The sequence below is a fragment of the Allobosea sp. GW822-FHT05A11 genome (genome assembly GCF_058800455.1).
The window spans coordinates 1-20,795 of sequence record NZ_JBXAMI010000001.1; the positions used below are offsets into that span (position 1 = coordinate 1).

General features: G+C 62.9%; 23 protein-coding genes. 3 read left to right on the forward strand and 20 right to left on the reverse strand.

Annotated features, from left to right (window positions below; all coding sequences use genetic code 11):
• From AC1RLU_RS00005 to AC1RLU_RS00045, 9 genes are all read right to left on the reverse strand, one after another.
• A partial coding sequence (locus AC1RLU_RS00005; RefSeq protein WP_492793369.1) for a sugar phosphate isomerase/epimerase and 4-hydroxyphenylpyruvate domain-containing protein occupies window positions 1-1,286 on the reverse strand: 1,286 nt, incomplete at its 3' end.
• A 61-nt stretch (window positions 1,287-1,347) separates the two neighbouring features.
• A complete protein-coding gene (locus tag AC1RLU_RS00010) occupies window positions 1,348-2,334 on the reverse strand; it encodes an aldo/keto reductase (RefSeq protein WP_492793370.1) in 987 nt (328 codons plus the stop codon).
• Between the two features lie 16 nt (window positions 2,335-2,350).
• On the reverse strand, window positions 2,351-3,892 hold the full coding sequence (locus AC1RLU_RS00015) for an acyl CoA:acetate/3-ketoacid CoA transferase (protein WP_492793371.1): 1,542 nt from the start codon (window positions 3,890-3,892) through the stop codon (window positions 2,351-2,353).
• Window positions 3,892-4,359, reverse strand: coding sequence for a MaoC family dehydratase (locus tag AC1RLU_RS00020; RefSeq protein ID WP_492793372.1), 468 nt, complete (start codon window positions 4,357-4,359; stop codon window positions 3,892-3,894). Before AC1RLU_RS00020 ends, AC1RLU_RS00015 begins: the two co-directional genes overlap by 1 nt.
• A gap of 54 nt (window positions 4,360-4,413) precedes the next feature.
• Window positions 4,414-5,184, reverse strand: a complete 771-nt coding sequence (locus tag AC1RLU_RS00025; RefSeq protein WP_162766152.1) for an amino acid ABC transporter ATP-binding protein — start codon at window positions 5,182-5,184, stop codon at window positions 4,414-4,416.
• 51 nt (window positions 5,185-5,235) lie between these two features.
• Window positions 5,236-6,081, reverse strand: coding sequence for a transporter substrate-binding domain-containing protein (locus tag AC1RLU_RS00030; protein ID WP_492793373.1), 846 nt, complete (start codon window positions 6,079-6,081; stop codon window positions 5,236-5,238).
• A 36-nt stretch (window positions 6,082-6,117) separates the two neighbouring features.
• The gene (locus AC1RLU_RS00035) at window positions 6,118-6,768 is read right to left on the reverse strand and encodes an amino acid ABC transporter permease (protein WP_061971527.1); all 651 of its coding nucleotides are present in this window, start codon (window positions 6,766-6,768) and stop codon (window positions 6,118-6,120) included.
• A 7-nt stretch (window positions 6,769-6,775) separates the two neighbouring features.
• Window positions 6,776-7,444: an amino acid ABC transporter permease gene (locus AC1RLU_RS00040; protein ID WP_061971528.1), complete on the reverse strand. Its 669-nt coding sequence runs from the start codon at window positions 7,442-7,444 to the stop codon at window positions 6,776-6,778.
• 42 nt (window positions 7,445-7,486) lie between these two features.
• Window positions 7,487-8,242 (reverse strand): shikimate dehydrogenase family protein, encoded by a 756-nt coding sequence (locus tag AC1RLU_RS00045; protein ID WP_492794298.1) that lies wholly within the window; start codon window positions 8,240-8,242, stop codon window positions 7,487-7,489.
• 191 nt (window positions 8,243-8,433) lie between these two features.
• Here AC1RLU_RS00045 and AC1RLU_RS00050 point away from each other — a divergent pair, with 191 nt between their 5' ends.
• Together AC1RLU_RS00050 and AC1RLU_RS00055 are read left to right on the forward strand one after the other, a co-directional pair.
• Entirely contained in the window at window positions 8,434-9,207 is a 774-nt protein-coding gene (locus tag AC1RLU_RS00050; protein WP_061971531.1) for an IclR family transcriptional regulator, read from the forward strand.
• A 28-nt stretch (window positions 9,208-9,235) separates the two neighbouring features.
• Window positions 9,236-9,982: an IclR family transcriptional regulator gene (locus tag AC1RLU_RS00055; RefSeq protein ID WP_492793374.1), complete on the forward strand. Its 747-nt coding sequence runs from the start codon at window positions 9,236-9,238 to the stop codon at window positions 9,980-9,982.
• 55 nt (window positions 9,983-10,037) lie between these two features.
• Here AC1RLU_RS00055 and AC1RLU_RS00060 read toward each other — a convergent pair whose 3' ends face one another.
• From AC1RLU_RS00060 to pcaD, 6 genes are all read right to left on the reverse strand, one after another.
• On the reverse strand, window positions 10,038-10,205 hold the full coding sequence (locus tag AC1RLU_RS00060; protein WP_492793375.1) for a CoA-transferase: 168 nt from the start codon (window positions 10,203-10,205) through the stop codon (window positions 10,038-10,040).
• Window positions 10,206-10,246: 41 nt separating this feature from the next.
• The gene (pcaF, locus tag AC1RLU_RS00065; protein WP_142113752.1) at window positions 10,247-11,455 is read right to left on the reverse strand and encodes a 3-oxoadipyl-CoA thiolase; all 1,209 of its coding nucleotides are present in this window, start codon (window positions 11,453-11,455) and stop codon (window positions 10,247-10,249) included.
• A gap of 56 nt (window positions 11,456-11,511) precedes the next feature.
• Complete coding sequence (pcaG, locus tag AC1RLU_RS00070; RefSeq protein ID WP_142113750.1) at window positions 11,512-12,138, reverse strand: protocatechuate 3,4-dioxygenase subunit alpha; 627 nt, start codon at window positions 12,136-12,138, stop codon at window positions 11,512-11,514.
• Window positions 12,138-12,881, reverse strand: coding sequence for a protocatechuate 3,4-dioxygenase subunit beta (gene pcaH / locus AC1RLU_RS00075; protein ID WP_142113748.1), 744 nt, complete (start codon window positions 12,879-12,881; stop codon window positions 12,138-12,140). Before pcaH ends, pcaG begins: the two co-directional genes overlap by 1 nt.
• A gap of 131 nt (window positions 12,882-13,012) precedes the next feature.
• Window positions 13,013-13,405 (reverse strand): 4-carboxymuconolactone decarboxylase, encoded by a 393-nt coding sequence (gene pcaC, locus AC1RLU_RS00080; RefSeq protein ID WP_142113746.1) that lies wholly within the window; start codon window positions 13,403-13,405, stop codon window positions 13,013-13,015.
• Window positions 13,398-14,192, reverse strand: coding sequence for a 3-oxoadipate enol-lactonase (gene pcaD / locus AC1RLU_RS00085; protein ID WP_492793376.1), 795 nt, complete (start codon window positions 14,190-14,192; stop codon window positions 13,398-13,400). The genes pcaC and pcaD overlap by 8 nt, the downstream gene beginning before the upstream one ends.
• Window positions 14,193-14,290: 98 nt before the next feature.
• Between pcaD and pcaQ the strand changes: the two genes are divergently transcribed.
• Entirely contained in the window at window positions 14,291-15,322 is a 1,032-nt protein-coding gene (pcaQ, locus tag AC1RLU_RS00090; RefSeq protein WP_492793377.1) for a pca operon transcription factor PcaQ, read from the forward strand.
• 50 nt (window positions 15,323-15,372) lie between these two features.
• Here pcaQ and AC1RLU_RS00095 read toward each other — a convergent pair whose 3' ends face one another.
• The 5 genes from AC1RLU_RS00095 to AC1RLU_RS00115 form a co-directional block, all read right to left on the reverse strand.
• Window positions 15,373-16,137 (reverse strand): SDR family NAD(P)-dependent oxidoreductase, encoded by a 765-nt coding sequence (locus tag AC1RLU_RS00095; RefSeq protein ID WP_492793378.1) that lies wholly within the window; start codon window positions 16,135-16,137, stop codon window positions 15,373-15,375.
• A 10-nt stretch (window positions 16,138-16,147) separates the two neighbouring features.
• Window positions 16,148-17,236: an ABC transporter permease gene (locus AC1RLU_RS00100; protein ID WP_492793379.1), complete on the reverse strand. Its 1,089-nt coding sequence runs from the start codon at window positions 17,234-17,236 to the stop codon at window positions 16,148-16,150.
• Window positions 17,233-18,039 (reverse strand): ABC transporter ATP-binding protein, encoded by an 807-nt coding sequence (locus AC1RLU_RS00105; RefSeq protein WP_082617615.1) that lies wholly within the window; start codon window positions 18,037-18,039, stop codon window positions 17,233-17,235. The genes AC1RLU_RS00100 and AC1RLU_RS00105 overlap by 4 nt, the downstream gene beginning before the upstream one ends.
• Before the next feature lie 76 nt (window positions 18,040-18,115).
• Entirely contained in the window at window positions 18,116-19,123 is a 1,008-nt protein-coding gene (locus AC1RLU_RS00110; protein WP_170843358.1) for an ABC transporter substrate-binding protein, read from the reverse strand.
• A gap of 143 nt (window positions 19,124-19,266) precedes the next feature.
• The gene (locus AC1RLU_RS00115) at window positions 19,267-20,694 is read right to left on the reverse strand and encodes an FAD-dependent oxidoreductase (RefSeq protein WP_492793380.1); all 1,428 of its coding nucleotides are present in this window, start codon (window positions 20,692-20,694) and stop codon (window positions 19,267-19,269) included.
• Window positions 20,695-20,795: the final 101 nt, after the last annotated feature.

The following is a 20,795-nucleotide window of genomic DNA, read 5'->3' on the forward strand; positions in this document are numbered from 1 at the left end:
TCCGAGGCCTCGCCCGTCGCTTCGAAATCGACCTCGGCCCAGCGTCCGAGCGCCGAGGCCTGGTCGAGGAAATAGACGAGGCTGCCGCCGAGGCCGCGCACGGCGGGGATGTCGAGCTCGTCCGGCCCGATCGCACCGGCATGGGGCACGTCGAGCAGGGCCTTGGCGCGGGCGATCGCGGCCTGCGCATCCGGCACGCGCAGGGCCAGCGCACAGACCGAGGTACCGTGCGTGATCTGGTAGCTATGGGCGAAGCCGTCGGCCTCGCTGTTCAGGACGATGCGGATATCGCCCTGGCGCCAGAGATCGACATCCTTGGAGCGGTGCGCACCTGAACGCGCGAATCCGAGCGCGCGCAGCAGCTTCTCGAAACCGGGCCGCTCGGCTTCCGACACCGTGAACTCGATGAACTCGACCGCCTCGACCGGGGCGGGCGGCGGCATCGGCACCGCGCCGGGCACCGGCGTGGCCGTCTGCCGCGCGGTCTCGTCGAGCAGCCAGATCAGCGAGCGATGGCCGTCGAGCGCGACGGAACGCGCGGAACCGGCGCGGAAGCGATCGTTGAAGATCTCCAGCGAGAGCACGCCGTCATAGCCGGTCGCGGTCAGCGCCCGCATGAAGCCGGAGAGATCGAGATCGCCCTGGCCGGGCAGGCAGCGCCAGTGTCGGCTCCAGGAGAGCGGGTCCATCTGCAGCAGCGGCGCATCGGCCATCTGCACCATCTCGATCTTGTCGCGCGGGATCGTGCCGATCGCCGCAAGATCGAGGCCGCGCGCCAGGATGTGGAAGGAATCGAGGATGATCCCGACCTCCGGCCGGTTGGCGCGGCGCACGATCTCCCAGGCGTCGCGATAGTCGAAGACATGCCGCCCCCAGGCCAGCGCCTCGTAGCCGACGCGAAGGCCGCGCCGGCCCGCGCGCTCACCGAGCTCGGCGAAATCGGCGGCGAGCCGGTCGATACCCGGAAGCGCCTCCGGCGAGACGCTGGAGCAGACGAAGAGCAGGTCCGTTCCCAGTTCGTGCAAGAGGTCGAACTTGCGCTCGGCCCGGTCGAAGACGCGTTGGCGGCGCCCCTCCGGCATGCCCTCGAAATCGCGGAAGGGCTGGCAGGTCACGATGGTCAGGCCGAGATCGGCGCAGATGCGCCGGACCTCGGTCGGAGAGCCGGGGAAGGCGATCAGGTCGTTCTCGAAAATCTCCACCGCCGTGAAACCAGCGGCGGCGATGGCCTCCAGCTTCTCCTGAAGCGTGCCCGAAACGCAGACGGTGGCGATCGACGGTAACATGGTTGTCCTTCCCGAACTGGCACATCGTTGCCCGCAGCAGTTCCGGGCAGGGCTATCGCTTTCACACGAAGGCGGAGACCTGATGCGGCGCGTAAGGCTCCTCCAGTGAGGCGATTTCATCATCTGGAAGTTTGAGCTGAAGCGCTGCGAGGGCATCATCGAGCTGCGCCATCTTGGTCGCACCGACCAGAGGTGCAGACACACCCTCCTTCTGCAGCAGCCAGGCGAGAGCCACCTGAGCGCGTGGTGCGCCAAGACGCTCTGCGACTTCCCCAACGCGTTGGACTACCAAACGGTCGCCATCCTTGGCCTTGTCGTAGAAGCCCTTACCCACTTCGTCCGTCGCGGCGCGCGCGGTTGCCGGCTCGTCCTGCCAGGGACGCGTCAGACGGCCTCGCGCCAAGGGGGACCAAGGCACGACACCAACTCCCTCGGACCGGCATAGCGGCAGCATCTCACGCTCCTCCTCGCGGTAGAGAAGGTTGAGATGGTTCTGCATGGAGACGAAAGGCGCCCAGCCATGCTGGCGCTGGAGGCCGAGCGCCTTCATGAATTGCCAAGCGTGCATGGAAGACGCTCCTAGATAACGGGCCTTGCCGGCCCGAACCACGTCGCTCAGTGCCTCAAGCGTCTCCTCGATGGGCGTTTCATAGTCCCAGCGGTGAATTTGATAGAGATCGATGTAGTCGGTACCCAGACGCCTAAGGCTGGCATCGATCTCTGCGAAGATCGCCTTTCGCGATAGGCCATGACCGTTCGCGTCGGGACGCATAGGGCCATAGACCTTGGTGGCGATTACCACGGCTTCTCGTGTGGTGAAGTCGCGGATGGCGCGGCCGAGAACCTCCTCGCTAGCGCCATCGGAGTAGACATTCGCGGTGTCGAAGAAGTTGATGCCGGCTTCCAGTGCCTTGCGAATGAAGGGGCGCCCTTCATCCTCGTTCATCACCCAACTATGGTTGCCGCGCGTCGGATCTCCATAGCTCATGCAGCCTAGCGCGATACGCGAGACCTTCAAGCCGGTCCTGCCTAGATTCCGATATTCCATACTATCCTCGCGCGGCTCAGAGGCCGGATAATTCCGAGAAAATTGCGCTATCCATGACCTGAGGATCGCGCGGGATGAGGGGCATGAAATCCATCCGTTCGAGGATGTCGCGGCGGATGTCGACGCCAGGCGCGACTTCGCTCAAAACGAGGCCCTCATTCTCCAGATTGAACACTGCCCGCTCGGTTACGAACACCGCCTTATGGCCGCGCTTGAGCGCCTGCTTGCCTGAATATGTAATCTGCTCGACCTTGCTGACGAGCTTTCGCACCGAGCCGTGCTGCGCAATTGCGAGCTTGCCGCCGCCGACCTCCAATCTGCTGCCCTTGGTGTCGAAGGTGCCGCAGAACACGACCTTCTTGGCATTCTGAGCGATGTCCATGAAGCCGCCGGGCCCGACAGTCAGCCCGCCGAGCTTCGAGACGTTGACGTCGCCGGCCTCATCCAACTCGCCAAAGCCGAGGAATGCGGTGTCGAGACCGCCGCCGGCGTAGAAATCGAACTGGGACGGCCCGTCGATCATGGCCGAGGCGCTGCGGGCAAAGCCGAAGAGCAGGCCAACCAGCAGCGCGCCGCCATAAGTCCCGTGCTCGATGGTCTGGTAATAGCGCCCGACTTCGCCGCGCTCGGCGACCATCTTGGCAACACCCTCGCCGATGCCAACGCCGAAATTGATCACGTCGCCTTCGGTCAGCTCTTGATAGGCGCGGCGCGCGATCAGAGAGCGGATGTTGAGCGGCTCGGGCGGATCGAGCGGCGTCGGGCCGCGGCGCTCGCCGGAGATGAGCGGGTCGTAAGGCAGGTCGTAGCTCATGCGCTGGTCGGGATCGACCACGACGGCATCGACGATGGCTCCGGGGACTCGGACCGAGCGCGCCGGAAGCGAATTTACATCGACCGCCGTACGAACCTGCGCGATGACGATGCCGCCGGAATTATGGGCCGCGAGAGCCGCGGCATAGACATCCACATTCGCCGCTTCCTGATCCAGACTGATATTGCCGGCTGCGTCGCCGAAGGAACCGCGGATGATCGCGACGTTGATCGGGAAGGATTTGTACCAAAGCAGTTCCTGTCCGCCGAGGTTGACGACTTCGACCAGGTCCTCTTTCGCAGAGGCATTCATCTTTCCGCCCTGGTGGCGCGGGTCGACAAAGGTGCCAAGACCGACATGGGTGAACAGGCCCGGCCGCTGCCCGCCGATCTCGCGATACAGCTGCATCACGCAGCCGCTCGGCAGGACATAGGCCTCTATCTTCTCGTCGCGCGCCATCTCCTGCATCTTCGGCGACCAGACCCAATGGCCGCCGATGACGCGCTTCACCAGCCCCTCATGGGCGAAGTGGTTCATGCCCTCGGTCTTCTTGTCGCCGATCCCGAGTGCGTGCAGCACGGTGAGGTTGCGCGGGTAGCCGGTCGAGAGGAAACGGCGCGAGACGGCGCGGAAAGTATGCGTCGCCTCCATCAGGCCGCCACCGCCCCCGATCAACGCGACGGTATCGCTGTCCTTGATCAGCGCGACGGCCTGGTCGGCCGTCATGAACTTGTCGCGGGCCATCAGATGGCCTCCGCCGGCGCTGCGTCCGGCTTGCGTGGCACCATCAGCCGGTGCTCGCCTTCCTGAACCACCTCGCCATGCTGGTTGAGGAGCTCGATGGCGATGGTCAGGATGCCCATATCGCTGCGGCTCCTGGGGATACGCATATCCGCGATCCTGAACTTGACCTGCAATGTGTCGCCGATCCGGATCGGCCGCTTGAAGTTCCAAGTCCAGCCGAGGGCGATGCCGTCATGGAAGAAGCCTGACTGCACCTTCATGCCATCGGTCAGGGACAGCCCCATCAACCCGTGCGCGATGCGGCCCCCGAAAACTGTCGATTGGGCATAAATCTCGTCCATATGGATCGGGGAGAAGTCACCGGCGACGCCGGCGTAAGCCAGAACATGCCCTTCGGTTACGGTGACGCGCGGAGTCAGCCGCTCGTCGCCAATCTGAATTTCTTCGTAGAATTTGCCCGGAAGCATGATGGCTTGATCCTTTGGATTTCATTCCGAGGCGGGTGCTTTGCCGCCACCTGCTCAGTGCAGGAGCTGCCCGAGGAAGGCCTGGGTGCGCGGGTTTTGCGGGTTGGCGAAGAAGGGCTCCGGCTTGCCGATCTCGATGATCTCGCCGCGGTCCATGAAGATCACGCGATCCGCGACCTTCCGGGCAAAGCCCATTTCGTGTGTCACACACAGCATGGTCATGCCCTCGTCGGCGAGGCTGACCATCGTGTCGAGCACCTCCTTGACCATTTCGGGGTCCAAGGCTGACGTCGGCTCGTCGAAGAGCATGAGCTTCGGCGTCATGCACAAGGCCCGCGCGATGGCCACACGCTGTTGCTGACCGCCGGATAGCTGGGCTGGGTATTTCTCGGCCTGATCACCAATGCGAACGCGCGTGAGAAAGCGCATCGCGAGCTCCTGGGCGTCCTTCTTCGACGTCCCACGAACCTTCATCGGCGCCAGCATGCAGTTCTCTTTCACCGTGAGGTGCGGAAAGAGATTGAACTGCTGAAAGACCATGCCGACCTCGGCGCGGACGGCGTCGATGTTCTTCTGCCCCGCACCAAGGTCGTAACCATCGACGACGAGCCGGCCTTCCTGGTAGCGCTCAAGGCTATTGATGCAGCGGATCAGCGTCGACTTTCCCGACCCGGAAGGCCCGCAGATCACGATGCGCTCGCCGCGCGCGACCGTCAGCGCGATGTCCTTCAGGACTTGGAATGTGCCGAACCACTTCTGAACCCCGCTGATGTCTACGATGGGGGACTGAGTGGAATTATCCACGCGGAGTTGCTGGTCTGACATGTGTGTGCTCATGGGAAAGAGGCGGGCGGCGCAACGCCGCCCGCGCGCCAGTTACTGCACCACCGAAATCGGTAGGGCGGCCTCGCCCTCACCAGTCGTGGGCATCTGAGCGAGCTCGCCGCCGATCCACTTCTTGTAGAGGGCTGGCAATTCGCCGCTCGCGAGCTTCCGGGCAACGAAATCGCTGAGGTAACCGGCCCATTCCCGCGACGCCGGTCGCACTGCGAAGGCGTTGTAGGCGCGGGCAACGACGAATTTCTGCTCAAACTTTCCTGGTCCGGCGACCTGAGCGATATTCGGCACCTGCGTCGCGGCGCCGCCAATCATGTCGACCTGTCCCGCAATAAGCGCCTGGACGGTTGCAGCATCGTCGTCGAAGCGCTGGATGGTCGCGCCGGCCGGCGCCGCCTTCGTGATGGCGATGTCCTGTGGCGTGCCGCGTGGAACGCCGACACGCACGCCCTTCAGGTCGTTCCATCCCTTGATGTCGGCACCAACCTTGCCAATGTAGATTGTGTCGTTGGTGGTGTAGGGCCGCGCGAACAGCACGACCTTCTGGCGGTCGGCGAAGATGCCCATCACAGCGGCCAGAACGTCGACCTGGCCAGTGAGCAGCGCCGCGACGCGATTGCTCGATGTAACCGGAGTGACTTCGGCCTTCACGCCGAGGTCCTTGGCCAGCATCTCACCAAGCTCGATGTCGAAGCCGGTGAGCTTGCCGGAGGCATCGCTGAAGCCCCACGGGACCTGGGAGACCTGCGATCCGATCTTAAGCACGCCCTCTTTTTTGATCGAGTCGACCGTCTGTGCGGCCGCTGCGCCAGCGACAGCAGAAGTTGCGAGGACGAACATGGCCGAAGCCACTGCGGTGCGACGGAATGATTCAACCCACTTCATAGGCATGTTCCTCCAGTTGGTCTTTTGGTGTGGTCTTCAGGATTTCACGGCGAAGCGCTTCTCGAGGCGCATGCTCAGGCGTGAAAGCGGGAAGCAGAGAAGGAAGTAGACGATTGCGGCGCAGCCGTAGGCGAGCAGCGGTTTGTAGGTCGCGCTGGCGATGATCTGAGCAGCGCGCGAGAGCTCGACGAAGCCGATAATCGCCGCGAGTGAGGTGCCCTTGATTAGCTGCACCATGAAGCCGACCGTCGGCGCCACTGAGATCCGCATGGCTTGCGGCAGGACGACGTTGCGCATGCGAGAGACGTAGCTCAGGCCTAGCGCATAGGCGGCTTCGCTTTGTCCGCGCGGCACGGCTTGGATGCTGCCACGCCAGACCTCGCCGAGGAATGCACTGGCATGCAAGGTGAAGCCGATGGTCACCGCGACCCAGGGGTTCACCTTGTACCCGAGAACCGGCAATCCGTAGAACACCAGGAACAGCTGCATGAGCAGCGGCGTGCCTTGAAAGAAATCGATGTAGAAGCCGGCGCAGCGGCGCAGCCAAGCGCGCTCCGAAGTGCGCATCAATGCGATCGCCAGCCCGACTACTCCGCCCCCCGCGAAGGCGATAAGCGATAGGAGAATTGTCGACTGAACGCCCGACAGGATGGCGAGTGCTTCCGACAGACCGAATTCTCTGATCATGCCGTCCTCACTTCACGGGATAAGAGAAATAGAGACGGTCGATCAGCTTGAACAACGTTGCGAAGGCGAACGACATCGTGAGGTAGAGGATCGTTGCAACGATGTAGATTTCGAAGCTTCGGAACGTCATCGTGTCGATCGACTGGGCGATCGAAGTGAGCTCCTCGGCAGAGATCGACGAGACAATGCTGGTCGTGAGGAGCGTCAGGACAAACTGGCCGGATAATGCTGGGAAAATGATCCGCAGGGCCGGCTTCAAGATGATGTGACGGAAGATTTGCAGTGGCTTCAGGCCGAGGGCGGTGCCGGCCTCATACTGTCCGCGCGCAATAGCATCGATTCCACCACGAATAACCTCCGCCGAAAACGCTCCGCAATTGAGGCTCAGCGCCAAGATGGCTGCGCTCCAGGGCTGAAAGCTGATGCCGAGAGCCGGCAGGCCAAAAAAGATGAAGAAGACCTGCACCAGGAACGGCGTGTTCCGGATGATCTCGACATAGGTGCTGGCCGCGATCCGAGCCGCTGCGAAGCGGCTTTGCTTGGCGAGTGCCGTCAGGATTCCGATCACGAGCCCCGCCGAGATCGAGATGGCCGACAGCAGGACTGTCAGCCAGCAACCTCGCAGCAATTGCTCCCAGTACGGAAGTAGGACTGAAAAATCGAACTGATACGTCAAGGTTTCCTCCAGGCGCCCTGGTCTTCTGCCAAGGTCGTTGGTTCAGGGGATCCGGAAAAACTCCCGGTAAAGAGGGATCTGCTCGCTCAGCATGGGAAGCCCCGGGTGCGTGGCGAAACCCTGCGCAGCGGCCTCACGGAGAAGGCGCGTTTCGGCCGGCTTCATGATGATGTCGGCGACGAGGCATTCGGAACGCAGATCATTCAGCTCGAAAGGCAGTGGATCATTGCCGCCCAAACCGAGCGGCGTTGCGTTCACCACCACATCGCTTGCTGCATCGGGAACATCCGCGACCTGAGCAAGTCCGGGCCACCTCTCGCCGAGGCGGCTCGCGAGCGTTTCCGCACTTGCGCGGTCTATATCGACGATCGTGATGCTCGCGGCCTGCGCCCGAAGGATGGCGGCCGCGATCGAGACACCCGCCCCGCCGGCGCCAACAACCGTGAAACGCTTGCCCGCAATCGAGCGGTCGGCCCGCTCCAGCCCGCGTACGAAGCCCTCGCCGTCGAAGTTATCCCCGAACCACGTGCCGTCAGCCTCGCGCCGCATGGCGTTGACCGACCCTGCCAGCCGAGCGGTGCCGCTCAACATGTCCGCCTGATCGTGGACGCTGCGCTTATGAGGGACGGTGACGAGGAGCCCGTCGAGGTTGTCGATCTGTTTCAGCCCATTGACGACTGCCGCCAACGACCGTGCTGATACCTCCACAGGGATCAGCACTGCGTCCACGCCCCGCTCAACAAAGAGCTGGTTCATCATCGCCGGCGCCATGACTTGGGCAACAGGGTCGCCAAGCACAGCGAAAAGCCGCGTTCTGCCGCTGATCGCCCTTGCCGTGGAAGGTTCGCTGGTCGGGAGAAGGGCATCTGCCAAGCATGAGGTCCGTCAAGAAAATGGAATTCGTTCCATAAATCTCATAATTCCACATTCGTCAAGAACGGTGACACTCCGTTCCAAATCGAATAGTGTCCAATTGGAACGGAGGCTCCATGGATCGGGCGATTGCGATCATCGACTTGTTATCGCGCCACGCTGGCGGACTGCCGCTCATGGCTGTGGCCGACACTTTGGCCATCCCTCGAAGTGCCACGCACCGCCTTCTCGCGGACCTCAAAGACGAAGGTTACGTCCGCCAAGAGTTCGATGGCGGGGCCTACCGCCTAACCGCAAAGATCGTGGCCCTTGGCTTCAGTCATCTGGCGTCCACCGGTATTACCACCAGGATCCAGCCGCTCCTCGACGGACTCGCTGACAAGACCGGCGAACTGGTTACGCTGGCCGTCATCCATGACCGAAAACTCATCCGCGTCGCGAAGGCGCAGGGCGCGAGGCGTGGGCTTCTGTACAACCCCGACGAAGGAGCCGAGGTCTATCTGGCCGCAACCTCGAACGGCCATGCCTGGCTTTCATGCCTTGACGAGGACGAGGTGTTGCAGCTCGCTGCCAAGCAGGGATTGAAGCGTGAGGGGTATGGACCGAACGCGCCACGATCCATGCGAGACCTGTTGATCTTTGTCGATGCCGCGCGTGAACTCGGCTATGCGAAAATCTTCGAAACCTACGAGCCGGGAACTTCCGCGATTGCCGTCGCCATCTTCGACGAAGCGACGCAACGCCCTATCGGCACAATCAGTGTCGCCGGGCCCGTCATACGCATGACGAGCGAAGCAATGGATCAGATCCTGCCCTCCCTGCGCGGCGCAGCCAGCGCCATCGCCAAGGCCGGCACAGGACTACCCATTTTCTCCGAACCGGCGCATTGACATGTCTAGCCGTATCCGAGCCTTAGGAATGCTCGAAACATTGGCGCAATGTCCCGCCGGCTTGGCATTGCGAGACCTCGCCCACAGATTAAAAATACCGGCGGCAGCTGCTGAACGAGCCGTTCAGGGCCTGGTCGATGGTGGCTTCCTCTTTCGCTCGGCGGACGGCACCGTGAATTTGAGCGTGAAGCTCGCTGCTCTCGGCTTGGCCTATCTCGGCACCAGCGGCATAACCGACCTTGTTCAGCCGATTCTCGATGATCTCGCCAAACGAACAGGAGAATTGGTGCGGCTGGCCGTCGTCGAAAGTGATCATTTGACCTGGGTAGCCAAATCTCAAAGTACGCAAAGCGGCCTGTTCTATGTACCACACACCGAGCCGGAAGTTTATCTTGCGGCCACAGCCAATGGTCAGGCCTGGTTAGCGAACCTCAGCGACGAGCAAGTGAAAATTGTCGTCGAGAAACAGGGGCTGCATCGATCTGGACTCGGTCCCAACGCTCCGGCCACCATCGAGCAGCTGCTTACGCAGATCGAGCGGACGCGCCAGCTCGGATATGCGTGCGTGACGGAGGCCTACGAAATAGGCACATCTGCAATGGCTACCGCGATCCGCAAGCGCGGTGTGGGAACCCCTGTCGGCACGATCAGTGTAGCAGGTCCGACCATTCGAATGACGCCTGCTCGCATGACAGAAATTGCGCCCTGGCTACTTGCCAGCGCTGACGAACTCGGCGCAGCAGCTGCTTCATCCCCCTTGTTCAGCCTTACCTGATACCGACTGGGATGGCGCTTGACGTCCGCTCGCATTCGGACGCGCTAGCTCGCTCTTAAATTCTCAACATCACGGTGATGTTCTTCACGTCGGAATCGCGGATCTGCGGGATCAGGCTCTCGGGGTTGCCCGACAGGCCGAAGCCCCCGGACATGATCGTCATGCCATCGAAAAGCAGCCCTTCGAGCGCCGCGCCCGGGCCGTCATAGATCTTATGCGTCATTGTAGCGGAACCCAGGTCGGATTCGGACTCGAAACGATTACTCAGGCGCGCTCCAGCGCGACTGCGATACCCTGGCCGACGCCGATGCACATGGTGGCGAGCGCGCGCCTCTTGCCGGTCAGGGACAGTTCGAGCGCGGCCGTGCCGGTGATGCGGGCGCCGGACATGCCGAGCGGGTGGCCAAGCGCGATCGCACCGCCATTCGGGTTCACATGCGCGCCGTCCTCGGCGATGCCAAGCTCGCGCAGCACCGCGATGCCCTGCGAGGCGAAGGCCTCGTTCAGCTCGACGAAGTCGAAATCCGTGGGCTTCAGGCCAAGCCGCTCGCAGAGCTTGCGCGTGGCGGGGATCGGGCCGAGCCCCATGACGCGCGGCGCGATGCCGCCGGTCGCTCCGCCAAGGATGCGCGCGATCGGCGTCAGCCCGTATTTAGCGGCGGCCTTCTCCGAGGCGATGATCAGCGCCGCAGCGCCGTCATTGACGCCCGACGCGTTGCCGGCCGTGACGGTGCCGCCTTCCTTGCGAAATGGGGTGCCAAGCTTGGCGAGCTTCTCCAGCGTGGTATCGCCGCGCGGGTGCTCGTCGATCTCGACGCGGATCGGATCGCCCTTGCGCTGCGGGATCAGCACCGGGACGATCTCCTTGTCGAGACGGCCGTTCTGCTGCGCCGCGACGGCCTTCAGTTGCGAGCGGAGCGCGAAGGCGTCCTGGTCGGCGCGGCTGACATGGCAGTCGGCGGCGACGTTCTCGCCGGTTTCCGGCATGGAATCGATGCCGTACTGCGCCTTCATCAGCGGGTTGACGAAGCGCCAGCCGATGGTGGTGTCGTGGATCTCGGCATGGCGCGAGAAGGCGCTGTCGGCCTTGGGCATGACGAAGGGCGCGCGCGACATGCTCTCGACGCCGCCGGCGATCATCAGCTCGGCCTCGCCCGCCTTGATCGCCCGCGCGGCTGCGATGACCGCGTCCATCCCGGAGCCGCAGAGCCGGTTGATCGTCGTGCCCGGCACTTCCTTGGGCAGGCCGGCAAGCAGCAGAGACATGCGTGCGACATTGCGGTTGTCCTCGCCCGCCTGATTGGCGCAGCCGAAGATCACATCGTCGACGGCGCCGAAATCGACTTGCGGATGACGCTCGACCAGCGCCTTCAGCGGCACCGCGCCGAGATCGTCCGCCCGCACGGCGGCAAGCGAGCCGCCGAACCGGCCGATCGGGGTACGGACATAGGCGCAGATGAAGGCTTCGGTCATGTCGTCGTTGCTCTGCTTGCTGTCTGCTCGGGTCGGGAAGGCGGCCGAGGCCGCTCTCAGATGTCGAAGAAGACGGTCTCGTTCTCGCCCTGCAGACGGATGTCGAAGGTGTAGACCGGCATGCCGTCCTCGTCGCCGCGCGTTGCGATCAGTGTCTGCACGCGCACGCGATGCTCGATGCGGGCGAGAAGCGGATCAGCCGCGTTGGCCTTGTCCTCGTCGCCGAAATAGAGCCGCGTATGCAGGCCGAGATTGATGCCGCGCGCCACGATCCAGAAGGTGATGTGCGGTGCCATCGGCCGGCCGTCGAAATAGGGCACGATGCCGGGCTTGATCGTCTCAAAGCGGTAGACACCGGTCGTGCCGTCGACGGGTTGGCGGAACCAGCCGGGGAAGTGCGGATCGGCTTCGCCACGGTGCTCGCCCTGGCCGGGATAGAGCCCCTGCGCATCGGCCTGCCAGATCTCGATCAGCGCGTCCTTGATGGGCATGCCCGAGCCGTCGAAGATGCGGCCGGTGACGAGGACGCGCTCGCCCTTCGCCTCCGGCGAGAGCGGCTGCGAGCCGAGATCGTGCGGATAGACGCCCTCGATGCCGGAGAAGTTCGGCGTGGCGCCGATATGGATGTAGGGGCCGGCCGTCTGCGACGGGCTTTCCCTGAGGCGGCGGAGCGATTGGACCATCAGTTGCCCTCCATCCGGTTCTCGAACAGGGTCGAGCGACGGCCGCGCAGGACGATGTCGAATTTGTAGGCCATCGTGTCCATCGGCAGTGTCGCCTCGCGGTCGAGCGCCGCGACCAGCTGCTCCACCGCCTCGCGGCTCGGGATGCCCAAGACGATCGGGCATTGCCAGATCATCGGGTCGCCCTCGAAATACATCTGGGTGATCAGGCGCTGCGCGAAGGCGTGGCCGAAGATCGAGAAATGGATATGCGCCGGGCGCCAGTCATTGACGCCGTTCGGCCAGGGATAGGGGCCGGGCTTGATTGTGCGGAACCAGTAGCGGCCCTCGTCATCGGTGATGGTGCGCCCGCAGCCGCCGAAATTCGGATCGATGGCGGCGAGGTAGCTTTCCTTCTTATGGCGATAACGGCCGCCGGCATTGGCCTGCCAGAACTCGACCAGCGCGCCGCGTACGGGGCGCGCATCCTCGTCCAGCACCTGGCCGTGTACGATGATGCGCGGGCCGATCGGTTCGCCTGTTTTAGCATAGTTCAGGATCAGATCGTTATCGAGTTGCCCCAACATGTTGTGGCCGAAGACCGGGCCCGTCATTTCCGAGATCGTATTGCCGAGAGACAGCAAGGCCTTCTGCGGCGATCGCAGCACCGAGGTCTTATAGGTCGGCGTAAAGGCCGGCGGATGCCAGCTGCGGTCCCTCTGATAAAAGGAGCCGCCCTGATGTGTCGAATTTTCGTTGCGCATCTCGGCGCTTCCTCCCTCGAAGCTGCTGTTGCGGTATTCAATCTCTGGCGGCGAATTCGATCCGCTCTCCTTGATCCTGCTCAATTCGCGCCGCGATAGGGTTCAATGGCGGGCAAGGACACGACACATCATCATGCAGATTCGTCATGGATTTCGGCGAGCGCCGCACGGGCGATTTTGAAGGCATGATTGGCTGCCGGCACGCCTGCATAAATGGCCACATGCAGTAGCGCCTCTTTGATATCTTCGGCGCTCGCGCCGGTATGACGCGTAGCCCTCACGTGCATCGCGACCTCGTCGTGATGTCCAAGCGCGGCCAGCAGCGCGATGGTCAACATCGAGCGCTCGCGTTTGCTGATCGTCTCACGTGACCAAACGCTTCCCCAGGCGCTTTCGGTGATCAGTGTCTGAAAGTCCGCCGTAAACGCATCAGTGGCCGCCACTGCAGCATCGACATACCCCTCACCCAGAACCGATCGTCGGGTCCTCATGCCTGCGGCGAATTTGGTTTGCGCATCAGCCATGGCCGTGTTCCTTGAGGTGCCCAGATACAAGCTTCGACAGCAGCTCCGGCTGCTCAATCGGCGGAATATGACCGCACTTCTCGATGAGTTCGAAGCGCGCTCGTGGAATTTTCAGTGCCATCGCCTCAACGAGTTCCGGTGGCGTGGCGAGGTCGCTGTCTCCAACCACGACCAGCGTCGGGACGGATATCCCGGCAACGTGACTGCTCAGATCGGCAGTCCGCAGGGCGTTGCAAGTAGAGATATATCCGGCCGCCGATTGCAGGACGAAGGCGTTTCGCCACCCCGAAACCTGATCGGGCTGCGCGGCGCGAAAGCATGGTGTGAACCACCTCTCCATGACGGGGGCGGCAATCGCCTCGAGGCCACCGCGCTCGATTGCGTGGATGCGCTCGCCCCAACTGTCGGGCGTTCCCACTTTTGGAGCGGTGTCCGCCAAGACGAGCGCCGACAGGCGCTGCGGTGAGCGAGAACCCAGGACCTGTCCGATCATGCCGCCGATCGAAAGCCCGACCAGTGCGAACCGCTCGACATCAAGATGGTCGATCAGGGCAAGGAGATCGTCCGCCAAATCACTGATCGAATAGAAGCCGGCGTCAGTTTCCGAAAGCCCATGCCCACGTTTGTCGTAGGCAATCACACGCCAGTGAGCTGAAAGCGCGGCGGAGACTTCATCCCAGATCCTCAGATCTGTCCCGAGCGAATTGACCATCACCACGCACGGCGCGCTGCGAGGACCGTAATCGCGCCAGTGTACCAGCCGGCCCTTGATGCGTGCGAAAGCCATATCGGAACGCCCATGTCGACGATGACCTTATATGCTACGCTTTTTTTCTTATGTTAAATGGCTTTTTCTAGTCATTAAATAACCCAGAGGTTATCCTAATGAGTCTGAGCAGATCGCTTCAGCTCGACGGACGCATTAAGTTACGCCACCTGTCCTGCTTCATCGAAGTTGCCCGGCAGAGAAGCGCCGTGAAGGCAGCGTCCGCGATCGGCTTGAGCCAGCCAGCCGTTTCGAAAACGATTCACGAGCTGGAGGATTTCCTGGGCACCGTCCTGTTCGAGCCGAAACGGCGGTCGATGGTGCTCACGCCGATCGGCGAGATGTTCTTGCGTTACGCGACGTCGAGCCTCGTCGCGCTGAAGCAGGGCATCAGAACCGTCGCTCAAGATGCCGGTGGCGAGCATGCCACCTTTACGGTCGGTGCACTGCCGACGGCATCAGCACGGATTTTGCCGGCGGCATTGGCGAATCTGTCGCGACATCTCCCGAATATCCGGCTCCGCGTCGTCACCGGGTCGAACGATGTCCTGCTCTCGCAACTGCGTCTCGGCGACATCGATCTCGTGGTCGGGCGAATGGCTTCGCCTGAGGCGATGCACGGACTCGCGTTCGAATACCTCTATTCGGAACGCATCGCGCTGGCAGTGCGACCTGCGCACCCTTTGCTGGCACATGGGCAGCAGGACATAGCGGATGTTGGGCGTTACCAGTTGCTCGTCCCCCCACCGGGCTCCGTCATACACCCGATCGTCGAGCGCTATTTCATCGCCCGTTCGATCCACCCTTCGCAGGGCGAGATCGAGACGGTCTCCGACGCATTTGCCCGCAACTATCTGCTTAGAACGGATGCTATCTGGGTCATTTCCGAAGGCGTCGTGGCGGAGGATGTAGCGAGCGGTGCGCTGGCGCTACTGCCGATCGACACCAATGACACGAACGGCCCGGTCGGCCTGACGACCCGCACCGATACAGACCTGTCCTTTCCGGCTCAGCCGGTCATGGCAGCGGTGCGGGACGTCGTCGCGGAGCGGGCCAGGGCCGCCTCTGCGCATTCCGTCGACGCCTCACGGGTCCGACAGAACAAGCGCGACGACTTTCCGAAGCCTGCCAGGAATCGGGGAGGGCCGTAAGGCTCGTTTACCAAGGCGATGCCCCCGGCCCGAACTTGAACGGCCGCTCGTCAAACGGCTTCGTCAAACGCGGTCGGCTGTGGCGCCAACTGCGTCCCGCCACAGACATGGATGATGTCGCCCGTGACGAAGCTTGCCCGCGGCGACGCCAGGAAGGCGATCGCGCCGGCGACATCCTCCGCCGTACCGAGCCGCCCCAGCGGTGACATCTTGCGAAAGGATCTAGCGAGCCCCGCGTTTTCCGCGACGATCTTCTCGTTGAAGGGCGTATTGAGGAAGCTCGGGGCGACAGCGTTGACCCGGATGTTGTCCGGGCCGAGTTGCACGGCGAGCACGCGTGTCAGCCCGATTAGCCCCGATTTACTGGAGGTATACGCGACACCCGTACCGGCGAGGTAAACGCGCGAAGCAACATTGACGATGCTTCCGCCGCCACTGCGCTTCATCAACGGGTGAGCGGCCTGGGCGAGAAGCATCGGCACCGTCAGGTTGAGCGCGAGCACGGCATTCCACACTGAAAGGTCAATTTCGCCGATGCGTGGAGCTCCGGTCATGCCGGCGTTGTTGACGACGCAATCAAGCCGACCGAACCGTTCCGCCAAGCGGTCGATCAGGCGATTGACGGCGCCGTTCTCCAGCAGGTCGACCGGCTCAGCGGCAGCTTCGCCGCCCGCGTCGACGATCTCGTTGCATATGCCCTGCACCCGATCGATGGCCCGATCGGCCAGCACGACGTGAAAACCATCGGCGGCCAGCATCCGCGCCGCCGCGGCCCCGACGGCGCCAGCGCCGCCGGTTACAAGCGCAACTTGCATCGCCTGATCCTTACTTTTGCCAGGGCATCAGCCGGCGCTGCAGCCATTGCAGCGCATAGGTCAGCAGCACCCCTAGAACCATGACGACAACGAGCCCGGCATACATTTTCTCGGGATTGAGCACCTCCCAGTAGTAGAAGGTCATGTATCCCACGCCCTGTTTGGCACGCACGAACTCGACCGAGATGATCACAATCATCGCAGTGCCGAGCGCTATACGAAGTCCTGAAAAGATCACAGGCATCGCGCCGGGCAGAATGACGTGGCGCAGCATCGACCAGCCCTTGGCGCCGTAGTTCTTGCCGGCCATCAAATAGACGCTGTCTATGCCGCGCACCGCCGCCATCGTGTTGATCGCCATCAGGATAAAGACCGAAAGCCCGACTACAAGAATCTTCGGCGCCTCGCCGAAGGGGTCGGCGAACATCAGCATCACAATCGGAAAGATCGCGATCTTCGGCAGCACGTAGATGGCCGAAAGTGTCGTGTCGAGCATCAGGCGTACGGTCTGGTTCAGACCCATTACTACGCCGACCAGTACGCCCGGGATGGCTCCAAGCACGAAGCCGAGCAGGACGCGCCCCACCGTCGCGAGGACGTGGCTTTCTGCGGCGAGCTTCCAAACGCCAGCCCAGCCGTCCTGGCTAAAGGCCTCCGGCATCAGCCAGGGCCGTCCGAGAAGTGTCGTTCCCGAAAAGCGGTCGTAGCGAGTGCTGAGATCCCAAAGCGCGACGCCGATCTTGCTCGGCGGCGGAAACCAGTTCGGGTTTATGAAACCGCTATCGGCCGCAAGCTCCCAGAGCATGAGGACGACGAGCGGGAAACCCAACGCCAGAGTACGCTCGTAGGCGCCTTTGTGCTTGACCGGGACCAACCGACCTATGCGCTCGCACAGCAGGACGAGCAGGACAAAGCTTGACCCGATCGCAGGCCAGGCGAAGTCGCCCCAGAGCCCGGCGGCCGCCAGCGCCAGGTTCAATGCGACTATCGCTCCGGCAAGCAAGAGGATGGCGCGTCTTTCGCCGCGGGCTATCGGAGAACGTGGCATAGCCGCGGCACTGCCGGCCGCAGCCGCGTTGTCGGCGGATACAACGGTCATGGCTGCGCCTCCATGGCGCGCGTCACCTCGGCACTGAGCTTCTCCCAAATCTGCGCCCGGTATTCGGCAAAACGGGGTGAGTTGGTCATCGCGATCGTGCGCGGGCGCGGCAGCTCTATCTTGAAGGTGGCGAGATGCCGGCCGGGCTGGGCGCTCATTAGGATAACGCGGTCACCGAGCAGCACCGCCTCGTCGAGGCTGTGCGTGATGTAGAGCACGGTCTTGCGCGTCTCCTCCCAGATCCGCAGCAATTCCTCCTGGATGACGACGCGCGTCTGGGCGTCCAGCGCACCGAGCGGTTCGTCCATCAGCAGAACCTCCGGGTCGTTGGCGAGTGCCCGGATGATGCTGACACGCTGCTTCATGCCGCCCGAGATCTGATGTGGGTAATAGTCGGCGAATTTGCCGAGGCCGACCCGGTCGAGCCAGTAGCGCGCCCGGTCGAGCCGTTCTTTGCGACCGACGCCGCGCATTTGCAGCCCGAAGGCGACATTCTCGATCAGCGTCTTCCAGGGAAAGATCGCATATTCCTGGAAGACGACACTATTCAATGGCCGGCCCGGCTCGCGTCCGGGCTGGATGTCGATCGAACCCAGCGAGATCGATTCCAGTCCCGCAACCATACGCAGGAAGGTCGACTTGCCGCAGCCCGAAGGGCCGACGATGCAGACGAACTCGCCATCGGCCACTTCGAGGGAGAAATCCTCGAGCGCGACCATGGTGCCGTCCGCGGTCGGATAATGCTTGCTGACGTGGCGCGCTCCAATCTTCGGCGCAGTTGCAGCCTGCATGGAGACGCTCATCGGCCGACCTCCGGGCTCGTTGGTGTGTTGCATCGATCTGTCGAGGCCCGCGAAGGCATGACGGCCGCCATGCCTCTCACTTCGAGGCGGCCGCCTTGCCGAGGGTCTCGACGGCCTTCATGACGAAGCGCCCGTCGACGACCTTCGCCATGTCGAGGGGCTTGTCGTATTCGGTGCGGCCGTTCTCGCGATGCACGCGCTCAATGTCGGCGAGGCCAGTGGTCGGGATCGCCATATTGGGATCGAAGATCACCGAGCCGCCGGTCTTGATCGCCTCGGGCGTGGAGGCTGTGTATTTCAGATAGCCGTCCATATTGGGCTGAGCGAGGAAATCGGCGCCCTGCATGAGACGGGCTGCTTCCGTCATCGCCAGAACGAAGCGCTCCGCCGCTTCGGGCCGCTCCTTGATGAACTTGCCCGAGGCGACGAAGGCGACCGTCATCAGGCCGGGCGTGATGTCCTGCATCAACAGTTTGCCGGTGCCGGCTTTCAGGATCTGGTCGGAGTAGGGCGAGGAGGTCAGCACGGCGTCGACCGATTTCGCCTCCATCGCCGCCGGCATGTCAGCATTGCCGACGTTCAGCAGTTGCGCATCACGCAGGCTGAGCTTGGCGCTCTCAAGCGCCTTGCTGACGAAGTACTCGCCGCCGCTACCCGGCCCACCGGCCGCCGCGATCCGCTTGCCCTTGAGGTCGGCGACCGACTTCACCGCTCCCGAATCCAGCAGGTCCTTGCGGACGATCAGCTTGGTCGGGCCATCCGTCATCGGGTCAAGCGCTCCTGGCGCGATCACCCGGATGTCGAGCCCGCGATTCCAGGCCGACCAGAGCGACGCCACGATCGAGATGCCGCCAACGTCGACCGATCCCTTGTCGAGGAAGGCGATCGCCTCAGTGCCGGACTTGACGCTATCCAGCTTGACGTCGAGCCCATATTTCTTGAATAGCCCACGCGCCTCGGCGACATAGGCTGTGGCGAATTTCATGATCGGCACATAGGCGACACGCACGGCCTGGGGCGGATCGAGCGGCTTCGGCGCTGGCGCCTGTGCCAAAGCCGGAGCGCCGGCGAGACCAAAAATCATGGCAGCGCACATTCTGCGCCAGAGAGCTTCGAACATTCTATTCCTCCCTACGGAGCGGCCTGCTGCCGCCTTTCATGTTGCTTGGCAGGCTTCTTCGACCTGCTCGTTCTCGTCAACTTTGGCTAAGTCGCTTCCCGTGCGGGTCAGCCTTCGACCAACTCGGGAACCGTATTGAGATAGGCCCCTTGCGCCAATAAGCCTGCCCTTAGCTCCGCGATCGGTACCACGGCCGGCGCAACACCCTGGTCGGCGGCTATCGCTCCTGCAACACCTGCCGCATGGCCGGTCAACCAGCATTGCGGGATCTCGCGCATGAAGGAATGGCTCGTGGCGTCGCAGGACAGATGACGGCCAGGCGCCAACAGCCCGTCGATCTCGTGTGGCACGATCGACCCGTAAGGAACGGAGATATTCTCGAACTTCGGCGCGAGAGACGGCGAAACGCCGATCTCGTCGGGCGCCATGCTGCCATCCCAATTCTCTCGGGTGAGTTTGCCAAGCCCCTTCAGGCGTCGGCCATGTCTGACGCCGAGCTGGGGCGCCGACAGCATGATGAAGGCGTTTGAAAAACCAGGAGCATGAGCGCGATAGAAGGCGAGATGTTCCAGCATGAGCTTGTGGCTCCTGATCTCGACCTCGGACAGATCCTCGACTTTCAGTGCGGAGTAACCTGCGAGTCGAGGCCCCATGAATACCGCGATGTCGTCCCGCCACGATACGGAAGGCTTGTCGAAGAAGCGCATCGTCTCGCGCCCGCGCGCCATGAACTGTGAGTACTGCTCCGGCGTCTCAGCCCGGAAGCGCAAGAACGCCTTCATGTCGGCGCCGCCGAACAGCCAGGATGTGTTCATGCAGCCGTGGATGTCGCGGCTATCGACCTCCGTGTCGAAGCCAGAGCCGGCGCCCGCGTAAAGGTCGCCGTCGCCGGTCGCGTCGATCGTCACCCGGGCGAGAATGGCGCGCCGTCCCTCCTTGCTCTCGAAAGAGCAGCCCGCAACCCGTCGCCCTTCCATCAACGGACTGGCTCCCCAGGCGTGGAAGATCGGGTGAACGCCGGCCTCCAGAACCATTGCGAGCGATTCCGCCTTGAGCCACTCCGGATCGAGGGTGGGCGCATGGGTGACAGTATTGTTGAACGCCGCGTTGCGAAGCCCCCAATAGGCAACGCGCTCCGGATCGTGTGATCCCCATTCAAGCGGCTCAGGACCGGCAATCTTGTCGCGGGTCAAGCGCGAAAGGAGCTCTTCGGCGATGCCCCGGATGACATGGCGACCTTGCCAATCGCTCATGCGATCGATCCAGATAACCAATCCGCCTGTCGATAGCCCACCGAGATGGTTGTAGCGCTCTAGTAGCACGACATCGGCGCCGCGCCGGGCGGCGGCGATGGCGGCCGCCGTTCCGGCAGGGCCGCCGCCAACCACCAGAACGTCGCATTCGGTATGGACCGGAAGCTCCCGCGCTGGCTCGGTGATCGTCTTGCCCGACGACCTACGGCGCTCGAACTTTTCGGTCTCGAAGGTCTCGGAACGGAAGAACAGCCGCCCTCCCTCGCCGTCCATCGATCCCATGACGTGTTCCCCTGGAGTCGTGGCCAGTCGGTGCACCGCTTGGGATGCGACGAAAGGCCGGGAGCATCGATTTACGAGCAGATTGGCGCGCCGATCCTTGC

Bases quoted from the DNA above. Each gene is read 5' to 3' on its own strand.
- AC1RLU_RS00010 (WP_492793370.1), bottom strand. From the start codon at position 2,334: ATGGAATATCGGAATCTAGGCAGGACCGGCTTGAAGGTCTCGCGTATC.
- AC1RLU_RS00015 (WP_492793371.1), bottom strand. From the start codon at position 3,892: ATGGCCCGCGACAAGTTCATGACGGCCGACCAGGCCGTCGCGCTGATC.
- AC1RLU_RS00020 (WP_492793372.1), bottom strand. From the start codon at position 4,359: ATGCTTCCGGGCAAATTCTACGAAGAAATTCAGATTGGCGACGAGCGG.
- AC1RLU_RS00025 (WP_162766152.1), bottom strand. From the start codon at position 5,184: ATGTCAGACCAGCAACTCCGCGTGGATAATTCCACTCAGTCCCCCATC.
- AC1RLU_RS00030 (WP_492793373.1), bottom strand. From the start codon at position 6,081: ATGAAGTGGGTTGAATCATTCCGTCGCACCGCAGTGGCTTCGGCCATG.
- AC1RLU_RS00035 (WP_061971527.1), bottom strand. From the start codon at position 6,768: ATGATCAGAGAATTCGGTCTGTCGGAAGCACTCGCCATCCTGTCGGGC.
- AC1RLU_RS00050 (WP_061971531.1), top strand. From the start codon at position 8,434: ATGGATCGGGCGATTGCGATCATCGACTTGTTATCGCGCCACGCTGGC.
- AC1RLU_RS00055 (WP_492793374.1), top strand. From the start codon at position 9,236: ATGCTCGAAACATTGGCGCAATGTCCCGCCGGCTTGGCATTGCGAGAC.
- AC1RLU_RS00060 (WP_492793375.1), bottom strand. From the start codon at position 10,205: ATGACGCATAAGATCTATGACGGCCCGGGCGCGGCGCTCGAAGGGCTG.
- pcaF (WP_142113752.1), bottom strand. From the start codon at position 11,455: ATGACCGAAGCCTTCATCTGCGCCTATGTCCGTACCCCGATCGGCCGG.
- pcaG (WP_142113750.1), bottom strand. From the start codon at position 12,138: ATGGTCCAATCGCTCCGCCGCCTCAGGGAAAGCCCGTCGCAGACGGCC.
- pcaH (WP_142113748.1), bottom strand. From the start codon at position 12,881: ATGCGCAACGAAAATTCGACACATCAGGGCGGCTCCTTTTATCAGAGG.
- pcaC (WP_142113746.1), bottom strand. From the start codon at position 13,405: ATGGCTGATGCGCAAACCAAATTCGCCGCAGGCATGAGGACCCGACGA.
- pcaD (WP_492793376.1), bottom strand. From the start codon at position 14,192: ATGGCTTTCGCACGCATCAAGGGCCGGCTGGTACACTGGCGCGATTAC.
- pcaQ (WP_492793377.1), top strand. From the start codon at position 14,291: ATGAGTCTGAGCAGATCGCTTCAGCTCGACGGACGCATTAAGTTACGC.
- AC1RLU_RS00095 (WP_492793378.1), bottom strand. From the start codon at position 16,137: ATGCAAGTTGCGCTTGTAACCGGCGGCGCTGGCGCCGTCGGGGCCGCG.
- AC1RLU_RS00100 (WP_492793379.1), bottom strand. From the start codon at position 17,236: ATGACCGTTGTATCCGCCGACAACGCGGCTGCGGCCGGCAGTGCCGCG.
- AC1RLU_RS00105 (WP_082617615.1), bottom strand. From the start codon at position 18,039: ATGAGCGTCTCCATGCAGGCTGCAACTGCGCCGAAGATTGGAGCGCGC.
- AC1RLU_RS00110 (WP_170843358.1), bottom strand. From the start codon at position 19,123: ATGATTTTTGGTCTCGCCGGCGCTCCGGCTTTGGCACAGGCGCCAGCG.
- AC1RLU_RS00115 (WP_492793380.1), bottom strand. From the start codon at position 20,694: ATGGGATCGATGGACGGCGAGGGAGGGCGGCTGTTCTTCCGTTCCGAG.